This window comes from Kitasatospora sp. NPDC059160 (assembly GCF_042755465.1).
Classification (GTDB): domain Bacteria; phylum Actinomycetota; class Actinomycetes; order Streptomycetales; family Streptomycetaceae; genus Kitasatospora.
In genome coordinates this window covers 59907-83707 of record NZ_JBHZCN010000009.1, presented here as the reverse complement: position 1 = coordinate 83707, position 23801 = coordinate 59907, and the positions used below count along the sequence as shown (strand labels likewise).

Genomic DNA, 23801 nt, shown 5'->3' with positions numbered 1-23801 from the left:
AGCCTTTCCCGTCCAGCAGTTGACCGGTGAGGGGGAGCGTCCGTGTCGATCGAGTTCGTGCGCCGGTCGGACGGCCTGGCCTACCGCTACCGCCGGGACGGCGAGTTCAACGGGCGGCCGTCCTTCAAGCGCCTGGACCTCGACGTGTGGTGCCGGTGGCTGCCCGAGCGGGGCTGGTGCACCGTGGACGCCGACGGGACCGCCAACGGCTGGCCGCTGTCCGGCCGTCCGGGCCAGGGGCCGTTCCCGCCGCTCGGCCCCTGGCGCAGCTGGAAGGCCGGCAAGTCCTACCTCTACGACCTGCGCCGCACCGAGGAGCTCGACGGGCCCCCGGCCACCGGACCGTTCGAGGACGGAAAACCCGAGGCGGACCGCCGCACCCCGCGGCCATAATGGCCGCGCCCGCCGCCGCCCCGTTCCGAGGGGCGAACCGTCGGCAGGGCGGGAGACGGGGGAGATCCTTGGCACGGCACGCCGCACGCACGGTACTGGTGGCCCTGGCGCTGCTCGCCCTCGCGGTGGGCTGCACGGCCGACCCGGGCGTTCGGCCCACCGCGTCCGCTCCGGTGCCCAAGGCGCCGGCCACCGTCCCGCCGGAGGCCGCGACGGCCTGGCGGCCGCTCGCCCCACTGTCCGGCGAGCAGCTGCGGGCGGCGCTGGCGCCCGTCGCCGAGCTGCCGCCGGGCACCACCACCGAGGACGAGGCGCCGCCGTCCGACGCCACGGTGGCGACGATCGCCAGGGCTGCCCAGCGGAAGCCGGCCTGTGCGCCGGTCCTCGACGCCATGATCGAGCAGTCGGCCGACTCCGCCCGGCTCACGTACGTCACCGGCGACAACATCCTGGGCAACCGGACGTCGGTCCAGCTGGCCGGCGTCCCCGGCGGCCGTGCGCGGGCGGACTTCGAGGCGCTGCGGGACGCCGTCCACGGGGGCGGCTGCACGAGCCTCCGGTTGAACGACCGGTCCGGCGCCGAGCCGCTGGAGGTCGAGCCGGTGGCCTTCCAGGCCTTGGAGGTGCCGGTCGTCGGCTTCCGTCTCCTGTCGCCCACCGGGGCGATGGACGGCCGGGGCGGGTTCACCCGGCTCTACCTGTACGCGGCGGTCGGCGACAACCGCGCGGTGTTCTACAAGGGCGACGACACCGCCCTCGCCCCTGCCCTGCCCACCGGTCTGGTGACCGCGCAGATCCATCGGCTCGTCACTGCCGGGGCGTCGCCGGAGCCGACGCCCATAGCCGTTACTCCTTGACAGGGTGCGTAATACTGTAACGCGCGCGGTCCCGAGGCGCCGTCGGAGCGGGCCGCGCGGCGTCCCTTCCCAGCAGCTCGGAGCACCGCATGCACCCCTTCCTCGACCACCCGGGGCCGCTGGCCTTCGCGCACCGGGGCGGTGAGCTCGGGCACCCGGAGAACTCGCTCGCCGCGTTCGAGGCCGCCGTGGCGCTGGGCTACCGCTACCTGGAGACGGATGTGCACGCCACCGCCGACGGTGTGCTGGTGGCCTTCCACGACTCCCGGCTGGACCGGGTGACCGACCGGGCCGGGGCGGTCGCCGAGCTGCCGTGGGAGACCGTCCGGCGGGCCCGGATCGGCGGCACCGAGCCGGTGCCGCTGCTGGAGGACCTGCTCGGGGCGTTCCCCGCGGCCCGGTTCAACGTGGACGTGAAGGCGGCGCCCGCCGTGCGGCCGCTGGTCGAGGCGATCCGCCGGACGAACGCCTGGGAGCGGGTCTGCGTCGGCGGCTTCTCCGACAGCCGGATCGCCGCCGTGCGCGCCGCCGCCGGCCCCCGGCTGGCGACCTCGCTGGGCCCGCGCGAGGTGGCCCGGCTCCGGCTGCGCTCGCTGGCGGGCCCGCTGGCGCGGGGCGGGGCGCCGTTCGCCGGGCTGTGCGCCCAGGTGCCGGAGCGGCACCGGGGGATCAGGGTGGTCGACCGGGCCTTCGTCCGGGCCGCCCACCGCCTCGGCCTGCAGGTCCACGTGTGGACTGTGGACGATGCCACACGGATCCGGTCTCTCCTCGACCTGGGTGTGGATGGCATCATGGCGGATCGCATCGACGTCCTGAAGGGCGTCCTCGGCGAGCGCGGCTGCTGGACGGACGGCAGCACCGGCTCCAGCACAGTGAAATAGGAGCCCATGAGCACCACGGACCACCTGCCGGACGACGTCTCGTCGCCGCCGGCGGCCGCCGACGACGGCCGTGCCCTGCGCCGGATGCAGTTCGGCTGGTACATCAACGACTGGGCCAACGCCGCCTTCTCGGCCACCGTCCTGACGGTCTTCCTGGGGCCGTACCTGACCGAGGTGGCGAAGAACGCCGCCGACGCGTCCGGCGACGTGCACCCGCTCGGCCTGGCGATCCGCGCCGGATCGTTCTTCCCGTACACGGTCTCCTTCTCGGTGCTGATCTCGGTCGCGGCGATGCTGCTGACCGGTACGGTCGCCGACCGCACCGGGCGGCACAAGGAGCTGATGTGCGGCTTCGCCTACGTGGGCGCGCTCGCCACGATGGGGATGTTCTTCCTCGACGGCGACCGCTACCTGCTCGGCGGCGCGCTGCTGGTGGTCGCCAACATCTCGTACGCGGTGTCCGTGGCGCTCTCCTACGCCTACCTCCCGGGCCTGGCCACCCCCGACGAGCGCGACGCCGTCTCCTCCAAGGGCTGGGCGTACGGCTACGCGGGCGGCGGGCTGCTGCTGATCGCCAACCTGGCGCTGTTCCAGGGCCACGAGGCGCTGGGCCTCTCCTCCGGCACCGCCGTGCGGATCTGCCTGGCCTCGGCCGGCCTGTGGTGGGCGCTGTTCACCCTCGTCCCGATGCTCCGGCTGCCCTCCCGGGCCGGCGTCGTCCGGGCGCGCGCCGAGGCCGCGCCGGACCAGCCGGCCGCCGGCAGCCTGCGCGAGCTCGGCCGCACCCTCAAGAGCATGCGCAAGCACCCGCTGACGCTGCTCTACCTGGCGGCCTTCCTCTGCTACAACGACGGCATCCAGACCGTCGTCTCGCAGGCCTCGCTGTACGGCAGCGAGGAACTCGGCATGGAGCAGGGCACCCTGGTCATCGCGGTGCTGATCGTCCAGATCGTGGCGATCGGCGGCGCCCTGCTGCTCGGCCGGATCGCCCAGCGGCACGGCGCCAAGAAGACCATCCTGGGCTCGCTGGTCGGCTGGGTGGTCACGCTGGCCCTCGGCTACTTCATGCCGGCCCATCAGCCGGTCTGGTTCTACGTCCTGGCCTGCATGATCGGCCTGGTGCTCGGCGGCAGCCAGGCGCTCTCGCGCTCGCTGTTCTCGCACCTGATCCCGGCCGGCCGGGAGGCCGAGTACTTCAGCCTCTACAAGGTCAGCGACCGCGGCACCAGCTGGATGGGCCCGCTGGTCTTCGGCCTCGCCTACCAGGTCACCGGCAGCTACCGCTCGGCGATCATCTCGCTGCTGATCTTCTTCGTGATCGGTTTCGCCGTCCTGGTGAAGGTCCCGGTCCGCCGGGCCATCGAGGCGGTCGGCAACCCCGTCCCCGAGCGGCTCTGAGTCCGTAGTCCGCTCCTCCGGGCGGCCGGGTGCTCGGCCCGGCCGCCCGGAGGAGCGGAGGAGCTCAGGGGCCCGCGATCAGCCGGCCGATTCCGTCGAGGAACTCCTCCAGGGTGGCGGCGGCGGGTTCGAAGGCGCCGTCGTGGGAGGCCGTGGTCGACCTCCAGACCCGTCCGGTGTGTCCGGTCGCGAACAGGTGGCCCGCGCCGTCGCTGCCGAAGACCAGCGCCAGGCGCTCGCCCTGGATGACGGGGACGCCGTACTCGCGGACGTGCCCCGTCACCGCGCCCGGCGGGTGGATGAAGTAGCCGTTGTCGAGATCGGGCAGGGAGGCCCGGTCGAGCACCCCGTAGAGCGTCGCCAGGTCGGGGGGCACCGGCAGCAGTTCGCCGAGCGCGGCCGCCGCCCGCCGACCGGACTCCGTCGCGTGGACCAGGGCGTTCTCGCCCGGCGGGAAGCCGTACCTGGCGGCGAAGGACCGGGTGAACCCGGCGAGGGCCGCGCCGGTCTCCTCGCACCAGGCCCGGAGCCACTGCGGGTCGAGCTGCGGACCGGGCAGCGGGGTGGGGTTCCTGAGGTCGATGGTGACGGACCGGCGCCACCCGGCTCCGGCCCGGGCGGTGCCCGGCCGCCCCGTTCCCGCCTCCTGCTCCTGTTCGGCCCCGAGGTCCTCCGATGCGCGGGCACCCAGGGCGCGCAGCCGCGCCTTGCCGGCCTCGTCGGCCTCCTCGGTGCCCGGGTAGAGGGCGGTGTACCGGCCTCCGTCCTCGTCCTGCCAGCTGTAGCTCTGGTACTGCTCCGTCGGTTCGTCCACCGCCGGAACCTCCGTTCCGTGCTGTCGGGATGACCCACCGTAGGCGATGGGGTCCGGTGCGGAGAAGCCCTTCACCCTCCCGGGTGGAACCGGGGAAACGGCCCGGGGATAACTGCCGGAGTGGAGTGTGCGGCGGGTGGTGTTGGCCGGGGTGGAGATCGGCGGGCGGGCGACGGGGCGGCATGCTGGCCCGAGCCGTTCGACCAGCGAGGAGACCGAGTTGAGCACCGCCGCCGTGAACCGTTGGAGCATCAGTGCGCCGCAGGAGGGGGACTACCCGCGCTGGCGCGAACTCTTCCGCGGGTACTGCGAGTTCTACCGGGTGCCGATGCCGGAGGAGAAGGCCGAGCTGGTGTGGTCCTGGCTCAACGACCCGGAGCACGAGGTGGAGGGGCTGCTGGTCCGGGACGGCGCGGGGACGCCGGTCGGCTTCGCGCACTTCCGGCCGTTCGCCCGGCCGCTGCACGGCACGGTCGCCGGGTTCCTGGACGACCTGTTCGTCGCGCCCGAGGTGCGCGGCGGCGGGGCGGTGGACGAACTGCTGGCCCGGCTGCGGGAGATCGCCGCCGAGCGCGGCTGGAGCACCGTGCGCTGGATCACCGCGGACGACAACCACCGGGCGCGCAGCAAGTACGACCAGGTCGCCACCCGGACGATGTTCGTCACCTACGACATGGCCCCGGACGGCCCGGGCCGCTGAGCCCGGCCCGCTGAGTCCGCTGAGTCCGCTGCGCCCGCTGCGCCTGTCGAGTCTGCTGCGCCCGGCCCGCTGCGCCCGCTCGGCCCGCCGGGGCGGCCGACCGGAGCGCTCGACCGGATCACGTGACCAAGTCGCCGGACATTCGTTCGGAGTTTCTGTTATCGGCGTTCCGCCGGGGGGTCTCCCAGGTGTCGGCACCCGACCAGCCGACCTGGACAGAAAGCAGTGGCCACGTGAACAGCGACGACAGGACGACCGTCATCCCGGCGAGCGGCGGCGGCGACGGCGGCGCCGACGGGAGCGGCGGCCCCGGCCGCCCGGGTGGCCGGGCCGCGCGGCGGGCCGCCCAGCGGCACACCGGCCACGGCCGCCGGGGACGTCGGCGCGGCGGGTTCGTGCCGGTGACCGCGGTCGTCGCCGCCGTGGCCGGGACGGGCCTGATCGCGGCGCTGGCCGGGGCGGGCTACGCGGCGTACGGCGGCAAGCAGAGCGACCGGGACCTCGCCGGGCAGGCCGCCGCGGCCGACTCGCTGGTCGCCGCCGAGGTGGGCACGCACGAGGGCATCCAGGTGCCGGGCGCCGGGGGAGCGGGCCTCGCGGGCGCGGTGCCGCCCTCGGGCAGTCCGACGGCGACGGGTCCGTCGGCCACCCCGAGCCCGTCGGCCACCGCGACGGCCACCGCCTCCCCGACGGCCCAGCCCACCGCGACGCCGACCCCGACGGCCACCGCCACCGCCACCGCCAAGCCGAGCCCGGCGACCACCCGCCCGAGCGCCAACGCCGCCGCGGGCACCGCCCAGCGGGCCGCCGCGGCCCCGGCGGGCGGCGGGTCGTCCCCCGCGTTCGCGCAGCAGGTCGTCGACCTGGTCAACGCCGAGCGGGCCAAGGCCGGGTGCGGCCCGGTCGCCGCCGAGCCCCGGCTGGCCAGCGCGGCCCAGTCGCACAGTGACGACATGGCCAACCGCAACTACTTCGACCACGCCAGCCCGGAGGGCTACCACGCCGACCACCGGATCGAGGCGGTCGGCTACCGCTGGAGCACCTGGGGCGAGAACATCGCCCGGGGCCAGAGCGATCCGGCGGCCGTGATGGAGTCCTGGATGAACAGCCCCGGCCACCGCGCCAACATCCTGAACTGCGACTTCAAGCAGCTCGGGGTGGGGGTGCGGACCGGCGCCAACGGCCCGTGGTGGACCCAGGTGTTCGCCGCCCCGGCCTGACCGGCCCCGCCCCTCGTTCCCGTTGCTCGCCCCTGAGCCCTGTCCCCTGACCCCTGCCTCCGCTCACCCCGCCTCCGCTCGCCCCCGGTGGCCGGTACCTCCGGCCACCGGGCAGTCCGATTTTCCGATTCCGCGCACATTGTTGTTATCTGATCACTCCCCACAGGTCTCCGAGGAGGCAGCGGCGGACGGAAACACGGCAAGACGGAGTGCGGACCATGAACGCTGATGTGCAGAACAGGACCGGGACGACCCTGGTACGCGCGGCGCAGGCAGGTGACCGGCAGGCCCAGGAGGCCCTGGTCGCCACCTGGCTGCCGCTCGTCTACAACGTGGCCGGCCGCGCCCTGCGCGGCCACGCCGACGTGGACGACGTGGCCCAGGAGACCATGATCCGCGCCCTGGACGGCCTGGACGGGCTCCGCGACCCGGAGTCCTTCCGCTCCTGGCTGGTCGCCATCACCATGAACCAGGTCCGCCGCCGGCATGCCGCCGGGCAGCAGCAGCCCACCGTCGGCGGCCTGGACGAGGCCTGGGAAGTCCCGGACCCCCGGGCCGACTTCACCGACCTCACCATCCTGCGCCTGGGCCTGTCCGGCCAGCGCCGCGAGGTGGCCGAGGCCACCCGCTGGCTGGATCCGGACGACCGTGAACTGCTCGCCCTGTGGTGGCTGGAGGCCGCCGGCGAACTCACCCGCGCCGAACTCGCGGAGGCCCTCGACCTGACCGTGCCGCACGCCGCCGTGCGGGTCCAGCGGATGAAGAAGCAGCTGGAGGCCGGGCGGGTCGTGGTCCGCGCTCTCGGCGCCTACCCGCGCTGCCCCGAACTCGTCGAGGTCACCGCCGGGTTCGACGGCACCCCGAACTCGGTCTGGCGCAAGCGGATCGCCCGGCACATCCGCGGCTGCGCCGGCTGCGACGGCCTGGGCCGCGACCTCTTCCCGGCCGAGGGCCTGCTGGCCGGCCTCGCGCTGGTCCCGATCCCGTCCGCCTCGCCCGCGCTGCTGCACCTCCAGCACACCGCCGCGACCGCCGCGGCGGGCGCCCACACGGCGGCGGCCGGTGCGGGATCGGGCGCGGGCGGTACGGCGGCCGGTGCGGCCACCGGCGGTGGCGCGCACGGCGGTTGGGCCGGCACCGCCGCCCGCAAGGCCGCACTGGCGGGCGGTACGGCCGCGGCGGTGGCCGTCACCACGCTGGCCCTGGTCTGGTCGAACCCCACCGAGCCGCCGCACCCGGCGGTGCCCGAGCCCACCGTCCCGGCCGCCGCCCTGGACACCCCGGTGGCCCTGCCGGCGACCGTCCCGGACACCCCGACCGCCACCCCCACGCCGACGCCGACCCCCACCGGGACCCCGACCCCGACCCCGACGCCCTCGCCCACCGCCACCCGGTCGACCCCGGCCGCGCCCCAGCCCAACCCGGAACGGCAGCTGGTGGACCTGGTCAACGCCGAACGCGCCAAGGCGGGTTGCGCCCCGCTGCGGATCGACCCCCGCCTGCACGCCTCGGCCCAGAAGCACTCCGACGACATGGCCGCCCGCGGCTTCTTCGACCACGTGAACCCGGACGGCGTCCGCACGGACGCCCGGATCACCGCGGCCGGCTACCGCTGGTCCCAGTGGGGCGAGAACCTCGACCGGGGCCCGACCACGGCGGCGAGCGTCTTCGCCCGCTGGATGGACGGCGGGATCCACCAGTCCAACATGCTCGACTGCGGCTTCAAGGACATCGGCGTCGGCGTCGCCACCAGCTCCGCCGGCACCCTGTGGACCCAGGACCTGGGCGCCCCGATGTCCTGACCGGCCCGCCCCCGCTCCGGCCCGGAGCGGCCCCGCCCGGGTCGGTCCGGGCGAGCGTTTCCGGCCAACCTTTGACGTGGGCATGCTGGCTGCTCTGGAACCCTCTTGGAGCGTTCCAATCCTTGCTACTGTCGCACCGGTTCCACCACCCCGGCGCCCGCACGGCCGCCGTGCGGGGCCCTACGGACCTGCCGACAGGACTGGTGTGAAGTGACAGAACTACGTGACCGACTGCTCGACCGTTCGTCGACCGCCGCCCTCCGAAGCCGACTCGCCGCCCTGGCCGGGGCGCTCGCGCTGCTGGTGGCCGTCCTGGTCGGAGCGGGTGCCGCACCCGCCTCCGCCGCACCCACCGGGGCCTCCGCCGCATCGGCCTCCGCCGCCAAGGCCGCTGCGGCCGGGCCCGGTTGGATCTGCCGGGGCGCGCCCGTCACCCCGGGCTACGTCCTCACCATGCACACCAACAACGGCTGCAACGGCGCCGGCATGTGGTACCAGCAGCCCGCACGGGACGGCATCTGGACCTGCGCCACCTCGCCGATCCCGGCCGGCTACGTGCTCTCCGGGCACAACCCCACCGGCTGCGACGGCTACGACTCCTGGTACATGCGCCTGCCGGTGGACGGTCTGTGGACCTGCGGCACCTCGCCCATCCCGCCGGGCTACGTCCTGACCGCCCACGTCGCCAACGGCAACGGCTGCACCAACATCGACGCCTGGTTCATGCAGCTCGCCAGGGACGGCATCTGGACCTGCGCGGGTTCTCCGATCCCGCCCGGCTACGTCAACACCGGCCACCAGGTGCCCGGTTGCGGCGGCATCGGCTCCTGGTTCCAGGTGGTCGCCCGGCCCGGACTCCAGGTCTGCCCGTACCAGCCCGTCCCGGCCGGCTACCGCCTCGGGGCCTACGTCAACACCGCCTGCAGCGGCCTGGGCGGCTGGTACCTCCTCCGCGCCTGACCCGACCCGGGCCCGGGGAGGGGAGCCGCACGACGGCCGCACCCACCCTTCCCCGGGCCCGCCCCGAGAGTCCGGGGAAGGGCTACGCGGGGGTGACCGGGGCCAGGCCGTCCGCCGAGCCGGTCACGTAGCCGGTGGCCTGGCCGACCACGCCACCCGCGTCCCCGACCTGCCCGGGCACCGCGTCCGGGGCGCTGGTCAGCGGACCGGGCAGGCCCTCCTGGCCGCCGATCTCGCTGGCGTGCGCACTCGGAGCGGTCAGGGAGGCCACCACGCCGACGGCGAGCGAGGCGACGGCGAGCATGCTGCGCTTCTTCATGGCCGGTCCAACGAAAGCGCGCCGCAAGGGTTACGGGCGGCCCCGGAGCGTCGCGGCCCGGGGAGGCGCCCGGGGCGTGCGGCCGGGATGCCGCGCACGGTGACCGAACGGATACTGGCCGCAGTGGTCCGTGTTCCGTCACGGCGCGCTACCGACGAAGGACGAAGGAGGACGTCATGGCCGGTAAGGCCAGCATCGTATTCGCCCACGGGCTCTGGGCCGACGGGTCGTGCTTCAACAAGCTCATCCCCACGCTCCAGGCCGAGGGCCACGAGGTCTACAGCTCGCAGCACGGGCTCGACTCACTCGCGGGCGACGTCGCGTGCGTCACCCGGGCCATCGAGCACGTGCCGGGCCCGGTGGTGCTGGTCGGCCACTCCTACGGCGGGACCCTGATCACCAAGGCCGGCGTCCACGACCGGGTGGGCGCCCTGGTCTACATCGCCGCGCTCGCCCCGGACGAGGACGAGACCTCGGTGGGCCAGCAGGAGAAGTTCCCCCCGACGCCCGTCTTCGCGCACGTCGGCGTCTCCGACGGGCGCCTCTGGCTGCTGGAGGCGGGCATCGGCGACTTCTGCGGCGACCTGCCGGCCGCCGAGCAGAAGCTGGTCCTCGCGACGGGCGCCGTCCCCGTCCCCGACCTGTTCGCCCAGCAGGTCCCCGGCACCGCCTGGCGCACCAAGCCGAGCTGGTACATCGTCGCGAACAACGACCGCACCGTGAACCCCGACCTGGAACGGGCCGCCGCCGAGCGGATGGGCGCGAAGACCTTCGACGTCGACAGCAGCCACGTCCCCATGCTGTCGCACCCCGACTTCGTCCTCGACGTCATCCGGGACGCCGCCAAGTCCCTGGAGTCCTAGGGCCCAGTGCCCATTGCCCGGGCCCCGGGGTCGAAATTCCCTGCTGGGACGGTCAGTTCGTCTGCACGAGGTCGGCGGCGAGGGCGGCCTCGCCGGCGGGCACGAGGTGGGAGTAGCGGCGGGTGGTCCTGCTCCACTCCAGGTAGCCGCTCATGGCCGTGCGCATGCAGTCGGTGATCAGGGCGGCGGCGCCGGCCTCCCGCGGCCCGACGCCGCTCGCCAGCCGCTGCTCCAGGACGAGGAACTCCTCGCACCAGGCGGTGACCATGCCCTGGATCTCCCGGATGCTGTCCGCGTGGTCCGGGGCCCCGTCCCGGCCGTGGTCCCGGCTGCGGTCCCGACTCCGGGCTCGGCCAGGGTCGTTCTCGATGACGAGGACGAGGTTGTGGACGTCGCCGCGCGACTCCTCCTTCTCGACGGAGTGGACGTCGTTGAGCGTGTCGACGACGTCCGCGGTGATGTCGGCCATCCGGCGCACCACGGGCTGGGTGTAGAGCCGGTCGGGGAGTTCGAAGCCGTAGGCCTTCTGGCTGAGGTCCAGCATGGCGTACACGAAGCCGGAGCGGCGGCGCAGTTCGGCGTACTCGGCGAGGGTCGGGACGCGTCGGTGGGCGCGGTTGCGGGCCTCCTGGGCGTACGCGCCGAGGTACCACTGCCAGTGCTGTCCGGTGCGTTCCAGCCAGGCGGGGGAGGCGCCGTCGGCGAGGCGCTGCCACACGTCGCCGAAGGCCCGCAGCAGCGGCCCGGCCCCGGCCGGGGGTCGGCCGCCTGCGGCGATGACGCGGGCGAAGTCCGCGCAGACGGCGCCCACCCGCTCCGGCCGGTCGGCCGGCGGGCCGTCCACGTGGTCGTCGAGGAAGGTGGCGACCACGACGGCGTCCACGGTCAGGTCCAGCCGGGCCCCGCTCGTCCGGGGGTTCCAGACGGCCATCAGCCCGGCGATGTCCCAGCGCAGGAAGCGCGCCTCGTCGACCGGGTCCGCGACGAGCCCCTGCCGCCGGCTCCAGAGCAGGCTGCGCCGCCGGGCCGCGTCGGCGTCCGGGCTGGTCGCGGTGTCGAAGGGGAGGGTGAACGCGGTGTCCTGAGGCATGGGGGGTGCCCTTTCGAAGGCATGGCTGTGCCGGCCGTCGCTCGTCCCAAGGGTCGCCGCGACGGCCCTCCGGCCGCAAGGGCGCACGGTGGGGGGCGTGTCGCCGTCCACGGCCGGGGCCGACGGCCACCTTGCCCGGTAGCCGCCGATCGCGGTGTGGTGGTGTCCGGCCACTTCCTCCTGACAGGAGCGACGAATGAGCACGAACGACCCGGATGCGCGGTTCGACGAACGGTTCAGCGACCCCGGTTCGGGCGCGACGCCGTGGGAGACCGTTCGTGGGGTGCTGGAATCGGCACAGCTGTTCTGGATCACCACGGTGCGGTCCGACGGACGCCCCCACGTCACGCCCCTGGTGGCCGTGTGGCTCGACGGGCAGCTGCACTTCACCACCGGCGCCGCGGAGCAGAAGGCCGTGAACCTGGGCGGGAACCGGCAGGTGGCGCTGACCACCGGCTGCGACCGCTGGGACCGGGGGCTCGACGTGGTGGTGGAGGGCGTGGCCGTGCGGGTCACCGCGCGCCCCGCGCTGGAACGTCTCGCGGCCGCCTGGGCGGCCAAGTGGAACGGCGAGTGGCGGTTCCGGGTGACGGCGGACGGCTTCGCCCACCAGGACGGGGGCGCGTCCCTGGTCTTCGGGGTGCGGCCGGCCAAGGTCCTCGCCTTCGCCAAGGGCGGGTTCGGCCAGACCGCCTACCGGTTCGACGGGGGCCGGACCGCCGAGCCGCGGACCTGACCGCAGCCCGCAGGGGCCCGCCCGGAACCCGCCGGGGCCCGCCCGGAGCCCGCGTCCGTGCTCAGCGGGCGAGGTTCCGGGCGTCCCCCATCACCACCACCGGGTGCAGCGCGGGGTCGAGCGCGAGCAGCAGCTCCCGCATCCGGTCGGCGGTCATGCTGACGCAGCCGTGGGTCGGCCCGCCGTGGTCGACGTGCAGCCAGATCCCGCCGCCGTACCCGGTGCCGCGTGGGCGGCGGGTGTCGAGCGGGGTCGAGCCGGGGACCCGGTTGTAGTCGATGGCGACCACGTAGTCGAAGGAGCCGGCCAGCGGTTCCCCCTCGAAGCCGGTGCCGCCCATCACGAAGTCCTCGGACCGGTGGTAGGGCAGCCGGGCGCCCGGGTCGGGCAGTCGGCCGCCCGCGTCGGTGAGCGTGAACACCCCGACGGGGGAGTGCAGATCGCCCTGGCGGTGGTCGGTGGTCCAGCCGTGCACGGCGTTGCGGGTCGGCCAGGTGGGCCCGGCGCGCCACCCGTCGCCGTCGTCGCGGTAGAGCACGGCGTGCCCGGTCGAGGCCTCGGGGCCGTCGCCGGTGACCACCAGCACCTGCCGGGTCCCGGCCGGTATCGCGCTGCGCAACTGCGGCCCGACGCCCGGGACTTGGCGCGGCAGCTCGGGAGGTGCGGGGCGCGCGGCGACGGCGACGGCCGGCTGCTCGGCCGGGAGGTCCGGGGCGGAGGTGCCGGGGGCGGTCGGGGCGGGGGTGGTCGCGGTGGACGGTCCGTGGGCCTCGGGGGCGCAGCTCACCAGGAGCAGCGCCAGCCCCACGAGGGCGCGACGGGGTAGGGACATGGCGGTTCCGTTTCGGGTGGGTGCGGGCGGCAGCGGCGACGACGGGGACAGGGACGGGGACAGGCCGGGACGGGGCGGGGCGGCCCGGGCGTCAGGGGATCAGCGGTCGGCCGTCCGGATCGAGTCGAGCACCTGCTGCACCTGCCGCAGGGTCCGTTCGGAGGGGTCGAGGGCGCAGGCCGTCACCTCGACCAGGGCGGGCCCCTTGAGGTCGACGCTCCGCCGGCCGACGAGCTCCCGGTTGCCGTTGCGGGTCGAGCACTCCTTGTCCAAGGGGGTCTCCGTCATCCCGGTGGTCGCTCCGTCGGGCTGCCCGGCCGTGTCCGGCGCGTTCACCAGCCGCAGGGTGAGCAGTACCCGGTCGGGGGCCGGCTGCGCGGCCGATGCGCCGCAGGGGACGGGCAGCCCGAAGCAGGGCCCGTTCGGATTGAACGGCCGGTTGGCCAGGTACCCGACGGCCTGGTGCGGGTCGCCGGTGACGGGTTCCGAGAACCAGCCCGGCGGCAGGGTCGCGAGGAGCCCGTCGACCTCGGGGAACCGGAGCGGGGCGCCCGTTGCGGTGGGGAGCGGGGAGGCGGTGGCGGTCGGCCGCCCCGCGGCCTCCTGCGCCGGCCCGGGGCTCGGGGCGATCGCCGGGGCGGCGGCCAGTACGGCGGCGACCAGCCCGCCGGTCAGGCCGAGCCCGAGGCCGGCGTTGCGCCGTCGCCGCCTGGTCCGGGCCGCTCGGGCGAACACCCGCTCCATCCGGTCCTTCGGCGCGGCCAGGGGCGGGACGGCCTCCTGCAGCAGGACGCGCAGCTCGTCCTCCTCCACCCCGGCGCCCTCGCGCGGATCAGACGCGTTCACGACGTCCCCCGTCCAGCAGCAGTTCCCTGGCCGGGAGCCGTCCGCGCAGGGCGGCCAGCGCCCGGTGCGACTGGCTCTTGACCGTTCCGGTGCTGCAGCGCAGCACCTCGGCGGTCTCCTCCACGCTGAGATCCTCGAAGAAGCGCAGCACCACCACGGCCCGCTGCCGCGGGGGCAGTGAGCGGACCGCCTCGGCGACCACCTGGCCGAGCAGTACGTCCTCGTAGGGGTCGGCCCGGGCGACCGCCGGTTCCGGCAGCTCCTCGTGCGGGAGTTCGCCGGTCCAGCGCCGCCGCCACCAGGAGACGTGGCAGTTGACCAGCACCTTCCGCAGGTACGCCTCGGGCCGCTCGCGGGCGATCAGCTCCCAGCGGGGCCAGACCTTGGCGAGTGCGGTCTGCAGCAGGTCCTCGGCCTGGTGCCGGTCCCCGGTGAGCAGCCAGGCCGTGCGCAGCATCTTGGGGCCGCAGGCGGCGACGAACTCCGTGAAGTCCGGTGTCGCGTCCGTCATCCTGCTGCCGCCCCTGCCCCTGCCATAGTTCCCGCACCGTTCCCGTCAGCCGTGGCGGCCCGGCGGGCCGCGTCCTCGTTCGTGTCGTTCTCACGGCTGCTGAACGCGATGGGCGGCGGACCGGGTTGCCTGCCCGTCGGAAGAATTTTCGCAGCTCCCCGGGCGGGTTCCGGGCGCGGCCCCGGTGGTGCGGGGAGGGAGGGCTTGGACGGCCCGCGTGCCGGCCGGGGCTAGGCCGGGCGGCAGGCGGGCCGTGGGGACCACCATGGCCCGTCCGTTCCCGGACGGCCAGGGGCGCACGGGGGCGCCCGGGCGTGCACGGTGGCGCGCCCGGGCGGGCGAACGGCGACGGAGCGTCCGAAAGCTCCGCAAGCCGCTCGGACGCCGCGAAGCGGGTCAGACCGTTCCCGAGTGCTCCGTCAGCCGTGGCGACCCGGCGGGGCGGGCGCCGGCGGGGTCCGGTGCGGTGGTCGCGGGCGCCACCGTCCAGTCCGGGTGGCCGGGCATCGGCGGGGTGCGCCGCCCGTACAGCCAATCGTCCAGGAAGCCGGTGAGGTCCTGCCCGGAGACCTCGGAGGCGGTGCGGACGTAGTCCCGGGTGGTGGCGGTGCCGTGGCGGTGCTCGCGCAGGAAGGTCCGCTCGATCCGGTCGAAGGCGGCGGCGCCGACCTTCTCCCGGAGGGCGAACAGCACCAGGGCGCCGCCGGTGTAGCGCTGGTCGTCGAAGAGCGTGTCGGCGGTGGGCGAGGCGACCGGGCCGGAGTCGTGCCGCCACTGGTCGCCGAGGCCGTACACCCGGCGCATCCGGGCGGTCAGGGTGGTGTCGCCCCAGGCGTCGGGCCAGCCGCGCTCGTAGCGGTAGGCGAGGCCGTAGTAGTCGGCGTGGCCCTCGTTGAGCCACAGGTCGGCCCAGGTGGCGGGGGTGACGCTGTCGCCGAACCAGGAGTGCACCAGCTCGTGCATCATGTGCGAGCCGATCGCCGGTTCGGCCTGGCGCAGGAAGCCCGGCTTGTAGAGGGTGAGGGTCTGGGTCTCCAGTCCGGTGAAGCCGAAGGCCGCCGGGTCGTCGCTGTCGACCGGCAGGATGCCGTAGGACTCGAACGGGAACGGTCCCAAGTGCTGCTCTGCCCAGCTGAGTTGGTCGGCGGTGAGGTCCAGGGCCGGGGCCAGCTCGGCGACCCGGGCGGTCGGTACGACGTCGCGCAGCGGCAGCCCGTGCGGGCCGGGGCGCTCGCGGACGGTGTAGTCGCCGACGGACACCTGGACGAGTTCGGTGGCCATCGGCTCGCGGGAGACGTACCGCCGGGTGGTGCGGCCGTCGCCGAGCGGCACGGTCTGCGCCAGCTCCCCGTTGGCGACGCCCAGCAGGGGATCCGGCGCGGTCACCGCGATGGTGAAGCGGGCCTTGTCGCTCGGGTGGTCGTTGCACGGGAAGACGGTGTGGGCACTGGCGGGCTGCCCGGCCACCGCGAAGCCGTTCGCGGTCGGCACCCAGCCGGTGTGCGGCAGGGCGGCGCGGGGGTCGGCGGTGTACTCGACGGTCAGCCGCGCGGTGCTGCCCCGGCGCAGCGGTTCCCCGGGGGTGACGGTCAGCTTCTCGTCGTGGACGGCGAACCGGGCCGCCCGCCCGTCGACCCGGACGGCGTGCACGTCCAGCCCGAGCGCGTCCAGCGACAGGGCGGCCGTGGTCCGGGTGGTCCGGGCGGTGATCACCGCGGTTCCGTCCACGGTCCGGGTGTCGGCCCGGTACTCGAAGGACAGGTCGTAGGCGAGCGCCCGGTACCCGGGGTTGCCGAGCGAGGGGAAGACCGGATCGCCCGGACCGTCCACGGCGGCGGCCGGCGGGGCGCTCGCGGACAGCAGCACCGCGCCGAGGGCGAGTGCCAGGGCGGAGGCGGCACGGGTCCTGGGCAAGGGGGATCACCACACTTCGGACGGGGCGGACGTGCGATGCGTGCGCGGCGCACCGGGCACGGACCCTACTGGACCGTCAGCCCCGCCGGGCGGGGACCGGCCGAGTCCCGCCGGATCCCGCCGGATCCGGCCACAACGGTGCCGACACGCGGGCGTCCCCCGGACGGACCACGGTGCTGGCGGCGCCCCCGGGCCGGGGCTAGCGTTCGTAGTGCTTCGTCCCCTGACGGACGGGGCCACGGCCGTCGGAGAACCTGGCCAGGTCCGGCGGCCGTACTCCTGTGCCCGGACGCCTTCCCGGACGCACCGCGTAGGGTGGCCCCCGGACGACGCCCGCGTACCGGATGCCAGGAGCCGCCGTGACCAGCCCCGCTTCACACCTTCTGGTGATCGGTGAGTGCGTCGCCGACATCGTCCGGACGGACGGCGCCCCCGACCGGGTCCACCCCGGCGGCAGCCCCGCGAACGTCGCGTACGGCCTGGCCCGGCTGGGCCGCCCGGCGGTGCTGCTCACCGAGCTGGGGCCGGACGCCGACGGGCGGCTGATCCGCCGCCACCTGGAGTCGGCCGGGGTGGTGGTCCGGGCGGCCGAGGTGGCCCGCACGCCCTCGGCGGTGGTGCGGCTGGACGGGCAGGGGCGGGCCGGGTACACCTTCGACATCGGCTGGACGCTGCCGCCGACCGAACTCCCCACCGCCCCCGCCGGGATCCACCTCGGCTCGATCGGCGCGGTCACCGAACCGGGCGCCGCCTCGGTGCTCGCCCTGGTGGAACGGTGGCGCGACCGGGCGCCGGTCAGTTACGACCCGAACGTGCGCCCCGCGCTGATGGGCGACCGGGCGGCGGCGGTGCGCCGGGTCGAGCGCTGCGTGGCGCTGAGCGGCCTGGTGAAGGCGAGCGACGAGGACCTCGCCTGGCTCTACCCGGGCGAGCCCGTGGAGGCGGTCGCCGAGCGCTGGCTCGCCCTGGGGCCCGACACGGTCGCGGTGACCCTCGGGGCGGAGGGCGCCCTGGCGCTCACCGCGGCGGGCCGCCGGGAGCGGGTGGCGGCCGTCCCGGTCGCGGTCGCGGACACCGTCGGCGCCGGTGACTCCTTCATGGCGGCCCTTCTGCACGCCCGCGCGGCCGGCACGGATCTGGCCGACTGCCTCGCCGAGGCCGCCACCGCCGCCGCGCTGACCGTCTCCCGCCCCGGCGCCAACCCGCCCTCGGCCGCCGAGCTGGCCGCGGCCCTGGCGGGCCGCCGGGCGGCCGGGGCGCGCTAGGGCGGGGCAGGGGCGCGGCAGGGCCGGTGCCGGTGGTCAACTCCCGTGGCGGCCCGGCTCGGTGAGGTCCTTGCCGTACCAGACCTCGGAGTACGGGCCGGTGTCGCCGTACGCCGGGATCTCCCGGTAGCCGTTGCGCAGGTAGAGGGCGCGGGCCTCGACCAGGTCGAGGCGGGTGTCCAGGACGATCCGCTCGGCGCCCATGGTGCGGGCGGCCCGGTCGACGGCGGCGAGCAGCTGGGCGCCGCCGCCGGTGCCGCGCAGGCCGGGGCGGACGAAGACCCGGGTGAGTTCGACGCTGGTGGCGTCGTGGCGGCGCAGGCCGGCGCAGGACTGGGGCGCGCCGTCGTAGCGGCCGAGCAGGAAGAGGCCGGTGGGGGCGGCCAGGTCGCCGCTGGGGGAGCCGGCGAGGCCGGACTCCAGTTCCTCCGGGGTGCCCTCGCGGCCCAGGTGCAGGCGGTAGTAGCGGTTGGCCACGTCGTAGTAGTACTCGCGCAGCAGGTCGGTGGCCTCGGGGGCGGTCACGTCGGCGGTGGTGACGGTCCAGCGGTCGGTCATGCGCGCATGATCCGTTTCCGGGTGCCGTGGGCGCAAAGGGTTTTCGTACCGGTTGTGGGGGATTCGGCAAAGGATCGGCAAGGCGGGCGGCGTGCCGTTGCCCCGGGCGGGTGACGGAGGGTTGGCGGGGGCGCCCGGCGGGGGAGCAGTAGCAGCTATGAACGGACCATCAGTTTGTCGCACGACTGGGGATCTGAGGAAAGGTCAGAAGCGGAGCGGCGCACGCACCGGACTGCTGGCCGCCGTCTGCCTCACCGCCGTGGTCACCGGCTGCGCCGGTCCCGCCGCCCAGCCCAAGCCCGCCCCGGCCGCCGGGGCGCCCGCCGCCGGAGCCGCGGCAGCGCCCGCCGGAGCCGACGCCGCCCCGGCGAGCCCCGGGGCGGCCCAACCCGCTCCGCCGCTGCTCCCCGGCCTGGCCCGGGAGCAGGAGGAGACCAGCAGCGAGGCGGCCGCCCGCCAGGCCGACGTGGCCCGCACCGCCCTGGAGACCGCCCAGCGCTGGGGCCTGGACCACCCGCCGTTGAAGGCCCCGGCCCGCCCCGCCGCCAAGGCCACCCTCACCCCGGTGCAGGGCGTCAAACTGAAGGACGGCCGCCCGCCCGTGGTGTTCCGGGTGCCGACCGAGGACAAGGTGGTTTTCCTGACCATCGACGACGGCTTCGAGAAGGACCCGGAGTTCTCCCGGATGGCGGCGGAACTGGGGATCCCGCTCAGCGCCTTCCTCTCCGACTACCTCGTCCGCGACAACTACGGCTACTTCCGGGACCTGCACAAGCAGGGCGTGGAGATCAACAACCACACGATCAACCACCGCAACCTCAAGGTCCTCGACTACGAGACCCAGCGCCGGGAGATCTGCGACCAGCAGGACCAGCTGGAGCAGCAGATCGGCGTGCGCCCCCGGCTGTTCCGCCCCCCGTACGGCGAGTACAACGACGACACCCTGCGCGCCGCGGCCTCCTGCGGGGTGCAGGCCGTCCCGCTGTGGAACGAGGAGGCCTTCCCGGACCACATGGAGTGGCGCTACGACGACCGGAAGCTCCACCCGGGCGACATCATCCTCACCCACTTCCGCGGCACCTCCGACTGGAAGGCCACCATGCCGGACCTGCTGCGCAAGGTGCTCAACGAGGTCACCGCGGCCGGCTACTCGCTGGGCCGCCTGGACGACTACCTGTAGGGCGGCGGCCCCGGCCGGCGGGTCCTCAGCCGAGCGAGAGGGCGTCGAGGTACACCCAGGCGCCCTCGTACCGGACGAAGCGGCTGTGCTCGCTGAGCACGCCCTGCTCGCCGCCCTCCGTCCAGTGCGCGCGGAAGGCGACCGTGCCCTCGGCGTGGAAGGCGCCGCCCTCGCTGGTGGAGAGCACCTCCAGCCCGGTCCAGCGCAGGGCCGGGTCGAAGTCGACCTCGTCGGGCCGGGTGTCCGGGTGCCAGGTGCGCAGCAGGTAGGCCTCGTCCTGGGCGGCGAAGGCGCTGAACCGGGAGCGCATCAGCGACTCGGCGGTGGTGGCCTTCGCCTGGCCGCGGTGCAGCCGGCCGCAGCAGTCGCCGTAGGCGGCGGGCAGGCCGCACGGGCACGGGGAGGACGGCAGCAGCCGGGGAGCGGCGGGGCGGGGCGCGGAACGACGTCGGGACATGCCGACCATTGTCCCCCACGGCCGGTCGGCGACCGCCGGGCCCGCCCCACCACCGGGGGAGGGGCGGGCCCGGCGGGCTACGCGGGCCGCCGGAACGAGTAGTTGAACGAGGCGTCGCCGAAGTGGCCCATCATCCGGAGCCAGAACGGCATCATCATCTCGGTCGCCCGGGCGCCGGTGATGTCCCCGAGGTCGACGATCCACTCGGCCGGCCAGCCGAACTCGCCCAGCAGGGCGACCGCCTCGGCCTTGGCGACGGCGTCGTTCCCGGCGATGAACAGGTTGTGCTCGCCGGCCAGCCTGCCCGGTGCGACCATCAGCTCGCAGTTCAGCGTGTTGAGGGCCTTTACCACCCGGGCCTCGGGGAACTCGCGCTGGATCTGCTCGCCGATGCTGTCGGTGTTGACCGGGGCGAGGGTGACGCCCCCGGGGCCGAACACCAGCGGGTTGGACACGTCGATCAGCAGCTTCCCGGCGAGGCGCTCCGCCCCGGCCGCGCGCAGCGCCGCCAGCGAGACCGTCCCGCCGGTGGCATTCAGCACCACCTCTCCGAAGGCCGCCGCCTCGGCGAAGGTCCCGCAGCTGCCCGCGGGGCCGGCCTTTCCGGCCCAGGCCAGCCCGTGCTCGTTGTCCTTGGTCCGGGAGCCCAGGGCCACCTGGTGGCCGAGCGAGACCAGCTTGTCCGCGAGGGTCTGCCCGACCACGCCGGTGCCGATGATTCCGATGCGCATGGTTCCCCGTTCGTCCGGTTCCCTCCGCCCGTCGAAGGGCGGCCGCGACGACCTTAAGGCCTGTCTCTTGGATTTTGTCGGATCAGGCCGCGGCGTCGGGGTGCGTGCATCGCAAGGCGGAGGAGGGAGCCGCTGCGGAGCATTGGTGACCGACGACAACGCGGCGAGGTGCGTGCCCCGGCGTCGCGGACCCGGCAAGGATCCAAGAGACAGGCCTCAGTTGACCTGGGGGCGGGCGCCGGGGTCACGCGCCGGGGCCGATGCTCAGGATGGCGAAGAACTCGACCGCGAGTGCGGCCGGCGGGACCAGGGAGACGGCCACCCGGGCCGGTCGGAACAGCCGGGCCGCGGGCCATTGGAGGACGACCGCGATCACCGCCGCGACCACGGAGGCCGAGGCGACCGCCAGGTGCGGCACGGCGGGGCACGGGCCCGTGGACGTACAGGGGTCGGTGGCCATTTCGCCGAGGCCCCGGAGCATGACCGCGGGCGGCAGCAGTGCCAGGGTCAGCGCCGTCGAGATCGACGGGGCCCGCCACCAGCGGTCCGGTGCGGTCCTGGTCGGGGCGGCTGCGGTGGGCAGGGATTCGCTCATGTGCCCAGTCTTCCGGCGGCTCCCGCCGCCCCGGCAGGGGTGGAGTACTCAGTCCGCCCGGGTGCCGGTACTCAGATCCGCGGTGCGCCGAACCAGCCGCGCAGCGCCCGGTCCAGTCCCGCCCGGTCGGCGTCGCCGGGGGCGCAGGCCCAGGCGACGTAGCCGTCCGGGCGCAGCAGCAGGGCTCCGGCGGGCGGTGGTGCCTGGGGGCAGTCGGCGGCGAGGACGTCGACCCGGTCCTTCCAGCCGGCCGCCCGGTCGGCGAGGCCGAGCGCGCCGCCGGTCAGGTCGAGCAGCAACGGCCTTCCGCTGTGGGTGAGTTCGGCCAGGCGGGTGCTCCCGGTCGGGGTGTCGAGGGCGAGCTCCGGGGCGAAGCCCCCGGCGAGCGGGTGCGGGCAGTCGGTGTCGTAGCGGACGTCGCTGCCCGCCATCAGGGCGGCTATCCGGGCGAGGTTGTCCTGGTGGGCGATCAGCTCGCCGACCAGGGCGCGCAGCGCGGTGATCCCGGGGCCGGGGGCCATCAGGGCCATCTGGGCCTGGGAGTGCATGAAGACCCGCTCGCCGACCGGCCGGCGTTCGTCCTGGTAGCTGTCCAGCAGGCCGGGCGGGGCCCAGCCCCGGAGTTCGGCGGCGAGCTTCCAGCCCAGGTTGGCGGCGTCCTGGAGGCCGAGGTTGAGGCCGGGGCCGCCGGTCGCGGCGTGGACGTGCGCGGCGTCGCCGACCAGCAGGACGCGGCCCTCGCGGTACCGCTCGGCGAGCCGGGTGTTGTGGCCGACGGTGCGGCGCGGGGTGAACGGTCCCGCCGTCCGGGCCGGGGCGAGCGGCAGGTCGGCGCCGGTGACCCGGCGGATGCTGGCGCGCAGCTCGTCCAGGGTGAGCGGGCCGGCCTCGTCGACGGGCGGGCCGCCCCACTCCATGGTGGCGATCATGGCGGCGTCCGGGCCGAACGGGGAGATGACGAACACGCCGTGCTCGGTGCGGGTGTGGGTCCACGGCCCGAACGGGGTCGGGCAGCCGGGCAGCAGGAGCTTGCCGTCGTCGGTGGTGCGCAGGCCCTCGGGCGGCAGCACGTGGGCGATCCGGGAGACCGGGTCGGGCGAGGTGACGCCGGGGAAGCCGATGCCGGCGCGCTTGCGGACGGTGCTGCGGCCGCCGTCCGCGCCGACCAGGTAGCGGGTGTGCAACTGCCCTGCGCCGTCCGGGCCGTGGAGGTCCACGGTGACCCCGTCCCGGTCCTGGGTGAAGCCGGTGACCTCGCACCGGCGCAGGACCGTGACGCCCAGCGCGAGGGCGTGTTCCTCCAGGACGGCCTCGATCCGGTGCTGCGGGATCGGCAGGGCGTGCAGCGGATTGCCGTCGAGCCGGTGCAGTTCCAGCGGGAAGGCCCCGAAGACGAACCGGGGTACGGGCCGCGGCGCACCGGCGGCGCCGCTGAGCGCCCGGTGGAGGCCGCGGTGGTCGAGCAGCCGGAGCACCTGCCCGACCAGGCCGTTGGCCTTCTGCTCGCCGGAGCGCTCGGGCAGCCGGTCCAGGACCACCGGCCGGACGCCGGCCAGGGTCAGTTCGCAGGCCAGGAACAGCCCGACCGGGCCGGCGCCGACGATGACGACCTCGTTGGTCATGTCAATTCCCCCAGGGGTGTGGTGGGTTCACCGGGCGGACGGATCGGGCAGCCCGGCCGCGAGCTGGCGCAGCGCCTCGGCGAACAGCGGCTTGAAGGGCACCGCCGGGTCGGCGACCAGGTAGTGCTCGTTGGTGACCTGCAGCGCGGAGAGCGCGGCCGCGGCCACCAGCTTCGGGTAGAGGTCCCGGTCCGGATCGGTGCCGGTGCGGGCGGCGATCGCGGCGGTGAGCCCGGCCCTGGTCTGCGCGCCGCCGCGGAACAGCTCGGCCTGGAGCGAGGGTTCGCGCAGGAGCCGTCGCACGGCGGCGACCCAGCCGGGGGCGGGTTCCTCCTCGGCGCCGTCGAAGGGTTCGACCAGGGCCTGGGACAGCGCCTCCCACAGCGGCTCCTCCGCCGGGCGGGTGGCCAGGGCCTCGGCGGCCCGCATGATCCGGTTGCGGTGCCGGAAGACGATCGCCTCGGCCTTGCTGGAGAAGTAGTTGTTGTAGGTGCGCGGGGACACCCCGGCCGCGGCCGCGATGTCCTCGACCCGGACGTTCTCCAGTCCCCGTTCCACCGCCAGGCTGAGCGCCGCCCAGCTGAGCGCCTCCCGCGTCGCGGCCTTCTTCCGTTCCCGCAGTCCGGGCTCTCCGTCCGTCATGGCACCACTGTCCCGCCAAAGGTGCGTGGTGCGCAATAGTGCGTGACACGCAAGTTTTCTCGGGCCCCCGGGGTCGTGGCGAGCCGCCCGCCACCTGCGGTTCGTCGCTGGTAGTAGTTGCGTGGTTGCGGAGCGACTCGGCGCCGGAGCCCGTCTGCGCAGGAATTCCGGCGGGACGACCCGACAGGACGTGAGGAGCGGTCATGAGCGGCAGACGGCGTCCACCGCGGGCGCGGACCCCGCGCCAGGGCGGGGCGGCCGGCGGCGGCCGGAGGAACTCCCGGGTGGGGATCGCCCGCATCGAGGGCTTCCTGGCCTGGGAGGCCGAGGTCGCGGCGGCCGAACGCGACGCCCGCGCCTTCGCCGCGCAGTTCCCCTGGCTGCCGGAGGCCGAACGGGAGGACCTGGAGCGGGCCTACGCCGCCGACCGCCTGCGCTACGCCGAGGAGGTCGTCGACCGCGCCGTCGACCGCTGCCGCCGGCTGGCCGCCCGCTACCGCGCGGAGTGCCGCCGGATCTGCACCCGCTGGGCGACGCTCTGCCTCTCCGTCACCCTGGCGGCGGCGCTGTTCGCCGTCGTCCCGGCCGCCCTGCGGGGCTGAACCGCCGGCCCGC

Annotated in this window: 26 protein-coding genes; 13 read left to right on the top strand and 13 right to left on the bottom strand. The window is 75.0% G+C overall.

What is annotated here, in order from left to right; translation table 11 throughout:
* The first annotated feature begins 42 nt into the window (after positions 1-42).
* From ACFXOZ_RS05790 to ACFXOZ_RS05775, 4 genes are all read left to right on the top strand, one after another.
* The gene (locus tag ACFXOZ_RS05790) at positions 43-393 is read left to right on the top strand and encodes a hypothetical protein (RefSeq protein ID WP_380525118.1); all 351 of its coding nucleotides are present in this window, start codon (positions 43-45) and stop codon (positions 391-393) included.
* 68 nt (positions 394-461) lie between these two features.
* Positions 462-1250 (top strand): hypothetical protein, encoded by a 789-nt coding sequence (locus tag ACFXOZ_RS05785; protein WP_380587739.1) that lies wholly within the window; start codon positions 462-464, stop codon positions 1248-1250.
* An 89-nt stretch (positions 1251-1339) separates the two neighbouring features.
* The gene (locus ACFXOZ_RS05780) at positions 1340-2131 is read left to right on the top strand and encodes a glycerophosphodiester phosphodiesterase (protein WP_380525122.1); all 792 of its coding nucleotides are present in this window, start codon (positions 1340-1342) and stop codon (positions 2129-2131) included.
* Between the two features lie 6 nt (positions 2132-2137).
* Entirely contained in the window at positions 2138-3529 is a 1392-nt protein-coding gene (locus tag ACFXOZ_RS05775) for an MFS transporter (protein ID WP_380525123.1), read from the top strand.
* Between the two features lie 64 nt (positions 3530-3593).
* On the opposite strand, the gene ACFXOZ_RS05770 is transcribed toward ACFXOZ_RS05775, so the two are convergent.
* Entirely contained in the window at positions 3594-4343 is a 750-nt protein-coding gene (locus tag ACFXOZ_RS05770; protein ID WP_380587736.1) for a hypothetical protein, read from the bottom strand.
* A 220-nt stretch (positions 4344-4563) separates the two neighbouring features.
* On the opposite strand from ACFXOZ_RS05770, the gene ACFXOZ_RS05765 reads away from it, so the two are divergent.
* The 4 genes from ACFXOZ_RS05765 (at position 4564) to ACFXOZ_RS05750 (ending at position 9025) form a co-directional block, all read left to right on the top strand.
* Entirely contained in the window at positions 4564-5043 is a 480-nt protein-coding gene (locus tag ACFXOZ_RS05765) for a GNAT family N-acetyltransferase (RefSeq protein WP_380587733.1), read from the top strand.
* Positions 5044-5276: 233 nt separating this feature from the next.
* Positions 5277-6263 carry a CAP domain-containing protein gene (locus tag ACFXOZ_RS05760; protein ID WP_380587730.1) on the top strand — a complete coding sequence of 329 codons (987 nt, stop codon included), beginning with the start codon at positions 5277-5279 and terminating at the stop codon, positions 6261-6263.
* A 218-nt stretch (positions 6264-6481) separates the two neighbouring features.
* Positions 6482-8065 (top strand): sigma-70 family RNA polymerase sigma factor, encoded by a 1584-nt coding sequence (locus ACFXOZ_RS05755; protein WP_380587727.1) that lies wholly within the window; start codon positions 6482-6484, stop codon positions 8063-8065.
* Positions 8066-8275: 210 nt separating this feature from the next.
* Positions 8276-9025 (top strand): hypothetical protein, encoded by a 750-nt coding sequence (locus ACFXOZ_RS05750; protein WP_380525571.1) that lies wholly within the window; start codon positions 8276-8278, stop codon positions 9023-9025.
* Between the two features lie 82 nt (positions 9026-9107).
* On the opposite strand, the gene ACFXOZ_RS05745 is transcribed toward ACFXOZ_RS05750, so the two are convergent.
* Positions 9108-9344 carry a hypothetical protein gene (locus ACFXOZ_RS05745; RefSeq protein ID WP_380402434.1) on the bottom strand — a complete coding sequence of 79 codons (237 nt, stop codon included), beginning with the start codon at positions 9342-9344 and terminating at the stop codon, positions 9108-9110.
* Positions 9345-9520: 176 nt separating this feature from the next.
* Here ACFXOZ_RS05745 and ACFXOZ_RS05740 point away from each other — a divergent pair, with 176 nt between their 5' ends.
* On the top strand, positions 9521-10207 hold the full coding sequence (locus ACFXOZ_RS05740; RefSeq protein WP_380525570.1) for an alpha/beta fold hydrolase: 687 nt from the start codon (positions 9521-9523) through the stop codon (positions 10205-10207).
* Between the two features lie 52 nt (positions 10208-10259).
* On the opposite strand, the gene ACFXOZ_RS05735 is transcribed toward ACFXOZ_RS05740, so the two are convergent.
* Positions 10260-11297: a terpene synthase family protein gene (locus tag ACFXOZ_RS05735; protein ID WP_380587724.1), complete on the bottom strand. Its 1038-nt coding sequence runs from the start codon at positions 11295-11297 to the stop codon at positions 10260-10262.
* Between the two features lie 196 nt (positions 11298-11493).
* Between ACFXOZ_RS05735 and ACFXOZ_RS05730 the strand changes: the two genes are divergently transcribed.
* Positions 11494-12033, top strand: coding sequence for a pyridoxamine 5'-phosphate oxidase family protein (locus ACFXOZ_RS05730; protein WP_380587721.1), 540 nt, complete (start codon positions 11494-11496; stop codon positions 12031-12033).
* 61 nt (positions 12034-12094) lie between these two features.
* Here ACFXOZ_RS05730 and ACFXOZ_RS05725 read toward each other — a convergent pair whose 3' ends face one another.
* The 4 genes from ACFXOZ_RS05725 to ACFXOZ_RS05710 form a co-directional block, all read right to left on the bottom strand.
* Positions 12095-12865, bottom strand: a complete 771-nt coding sequence (locus tag ACFXOZ_RS05725; RefSeq protein WP_380587718.1) for a L,D-transpeptidase family protein — start codon at positions 12863-12865, stop codon at positions 12095-12097.
* A gap of 99 nt (positions 12866-12964) precedes the next feature.
* Positions 12965-13711: a hypothetical protein gene (locus ACFXOZ_RS05720; RefSeq protein WP_380525566.1), complete on the bottom strand. Its 747-nt coding sequence runs from the start codon at positions 13709-13711 to the stop codon at positions 12965-12967.
* The gene (locus ACFXOZ_RS05715) at positions 13698-14222 is read right to left on the bottom strand and encodes a SigE family RNA polymerase sigma factor (protein WP_380525565.1); all 525 of its coding nucleotides are present in this window, start codon (positions 14220-14222) and stop codon (positions 13698-13700) included. The genes ACFXOZ_RS05720 and ACFXOZ_RS05715 overlap by 14 nt, the downstream gene beginning before the upstream one ends.
* Before the next feature lie 396 nt (positions 14223-14618).
* The gene (locus tag ACFXOZ_RS05710; RefSeq protein ID WP_380587715.1) at positions 14619-16136 is read right to left on the bottom strand and encodes a M1 family metallopeptidase; all 1518 of its coding nucleotides are present in this window, start codon (positions 16134-16136) and stop codon (positions 14619-14621) included.
* 359 nt (positions 16137-16495) lie between these two features.
* Between ACFXOZ_RS05710 and ACFXOZ_RS05705 the strand changes: the two genes are divergently transcribed.
* Positions 16496-17401 carry a carbohydrate kinase gene (locus ACFXOZ_RS05705; protein WP_380587712.1) on the top strand — a complete coding sequence of 302 codons (906 nt, stop codon included), beginning with the start codon at positions 16496-16498 and terminating at the stop codon, positions 17399-17401.
* Positions 17402-17437: 36 nt separating this feature from the next.
* Here the strand turns inward: ACFXOZ_RS05705 and ACFXOZ_RS05700 are convergent, their stop codons facing one another.
* A complete protein-coding gene (locus ACFXOZ_RS05700) occupies positions 17438-17959 on the bottom strand; it encodes a GNAT family N-acetyltransferase (RefSeq protein ID WP_380525562.1) in 522 nt (173 codons plus the stop codon).
* Positions 17960-18116: 157 nt separating this feature from the next.
* On the opposite strand from ACFXOZ_RS05700, the gene ACFXOZ_RS05695 reads away from it, so the two are divergent.
* Positions 18117-19139 (top strand): polysaccharide deacetylase family protein, encoded by a 1023-nt coding sequence (locus ACFXOZ_RS05695; RefSeq protein ID WP_380587709.1) that lies wholly within the window; start codon positions 18117-18119, stop codon positions 19137-19139.
* Between the two features lie 25 nt (positions 19140-19164).
* Here the strand turns inward: ACFXOZ_RS05695 and ACFXOZ_RS05690 are convergent, their stop codons facing one another.
* The 5 genes from ACFXOZ_RS05690 to ACFXOZ_RS05670 form a co-directional block, all read right to left on the bottom strand.
* Positions 19165-19596 (bottom strand): YchJ family protein, encoded by a 432-nt coding sequence (locus tag ACFXOZ_RS05690; protein WP_380525560.1) that lies wholly within the window; start codon positions 19594-19596, stop codon positions 19165-19167.
* A 77-nt stretch (positions 19597-19673) separates the two neighbouring features.
* Positions 19674-20327, bottom strand: a complete 654-nt coding sequence (locus ACFXOZ_RS05685) for an NADPH-dependent F420 reductase (protein WP_380587706.1) — start codon at positions 20325-20327, stop codon at positions 19674-19676.
* A gap of 244 nt (positions 20328-20571) precedes the next feature.
* Positions 20572-20922 (bottom strand): hypothetical protein, encoded by a 351-nt coding sequence (locus ACFXOZ_RS05680; protein ID WP_380587702.1) that lies wholly within the window; start codon positions 20920-20922, stop codon positions 20572-20574.
* A gap of 71 nt (positions 20923-20993) precedes the next feature.
* Positions 20994-22544 carry an FAD-dependent monooxygenase gene (locus ACFXOZ_RS05675; RefSeq protein ID WP_380587699.1) on the bottom strand — a complete coding sequence of 517 codons (1551 nt, stop codon included), beginning with the start codon at positions 22542-22544 and terminating at the stop codon, positions 20994-20996.
* A 27-nt stretch (positions 22545-22571) separates the two neighbouring features.
* Entirely contained in the window at positions 22572-23186 is a 615-nt protein-coding gene (locus tag ACFXOZ_RS05670; RefSeq protein WP_380525556.1) for a TetR family transcriptional regulator, read from the bottom strand.
* A 203-nt stretch (positions 23187-23389) separates the two neighbouring features.
* Between ACFXOZ_RS05670 and ACFXOZ_RS05665 the strand changes: the two genes are divergently transcribed.
* A complete protein-coding gene (locus tag ACFXOZ_RS05665) occupies positions 23390-23788 on the top strand; it encodes a hypothetical protein (protein ID WP_380525555.1) in 399 nt (132 codons plus the stop codon).
* Positions 23789-23801: the final 13 nt, after the last annotated feature.

What these genes read in the sequence shown, in the direction of transcription:
- ACFXOZ_RS05780 (WP_380525122.1), top strand. Translation starts at nt 1,340, where the DNA reads ATGCACCCCTTCCTCGACCACCCGGGGCCGCTGGCCTTCGCGCACCGG.
- ACFXOZ_RS05775 (WP_380525123.1), top strand. Translation starts at nt 2,138, where the DNA reads ATGAGCACCACGGACCACCTGCCGGACGACGTCTCGTCGCCGCCGGCG.
- ACFXOZ_RS05755 (WP_380587727.1), top strand. Translation starts at nt 6,482, where the DNA reads ATGAACGCTGATGTGCAGAACAGGACCGGGACGACCCTGGTACGCGCG.
- ACFXOZ_RS05745 (WP_380402434.1), bottom strand. Translation starts at nt 9,344, where the DNA reads ATGAAGAAGCGCAGCATGCTCGCCGTCGCCTCGCTCGCCGTCGGCGTG.
- ACFXOZ_RS05740 (WP_380525570.1), top strand. Translation starts at nt 9,521, where the DNA reads ATGGCCGGTAAGGCCAGCATCGTATTCGCCCACGGGCTCTGGGCCGAC.
- ACFXOZ_RS05735 (WP_380587724.1), bottom strand. Translation starts at nt 11,297, where the DNA reads ATGCCTCAGGACACCGCGTTCACCCTCCCCTTCGACACCGCGACCAGC.
- ACFXOZ_RS05730 (WP_380587721.1), top strand. Translation starts at nt 11,494, where the DNA reads ATGAGCACGAACGACCCGGATGCGCGGTTCGACGAACGGTTCAGCGAC.
- ACFXOZ_RS05725 (WP_380587718.1), bottom strand. Translation starts at nt 12,865, where the DNA reads ATGTCCCTACCCCGTCGCGCCCTCGTGGGGCTGGCGCTGCTCCTGGTG.
- ACFXOZ_RS05715 (WP_380525565.1), bottom strand. Translation starts at nt 14,222, where the DNA reads ATGACGGACGCGACACCGGACTTCACGGAGTTCGTCGCCGCCTGCGGC.
- ACFXOZ_RS05700 (WP_380525562.1), bottom strand. Translation starts at nt 17,959, where the DNA reads ATGACCGACCGCTGGACCGTCACCACCGCCGACGTGACCGCCCCCGAG.
- ACFXOZ_RS05695 (WP_380587709.1), top strand. Translation starts at nt 18,117, where the DNA reads ATGAACGGACCATCAGTTTGTCGCACGACTGGGGATCTGAGGAAAGGT.
- ACFXOZ_RS05690 (WP_380525560.1), bottom strand. Translation starts at nt 19,596, where the DNA reads ATGTCCCGACGTCGTTCCGCGCCCCGCCCCGCCGCTCCCCGGCTGCTG.
- ACFXOZ_RS05685 (WP_380587706.1), bottom strand. Translation starts at nt 20,327, where the DNA reads ATGCGCATCGGAATCATCGGCACCGGCGTGGTCGGGCAGACCCTCGCG.
- ACFXOZ_RS05680 (WP_380587702.1), bottom strand. Translation starts at nt 20,922, where the DNA reads ATGAGCGAATCCCTGCCCACCGCAGCCGCCCCGACCAGGACCGCACCG.
- ACFXOZ_RS05675 (WP_380587699.1), bottom strand. Translation starts at nt 22,544, where the DNA reads ATGACCAACGAGGTCGTCATCGTCGGCGCCGGCCCGGTCGGGCTGTTC.
- ACFXOZ_RS05670 (WP_380525556.1), bottom strand. Translation starts at nt 23,186, where the DNA reads ATGACGGACGGAGAGCCCGGACTGCGGGAACGGAAGAAGGCCGCGACG.
- ACFXOZ_RS05665 (WP_380525555.1), top strand. Translation starts at nt 23,390, where the DNA reads ATGAGCGGCAGACGGCGTCCACCGCGGGCGCGGACCCCGCGCCAGGGC.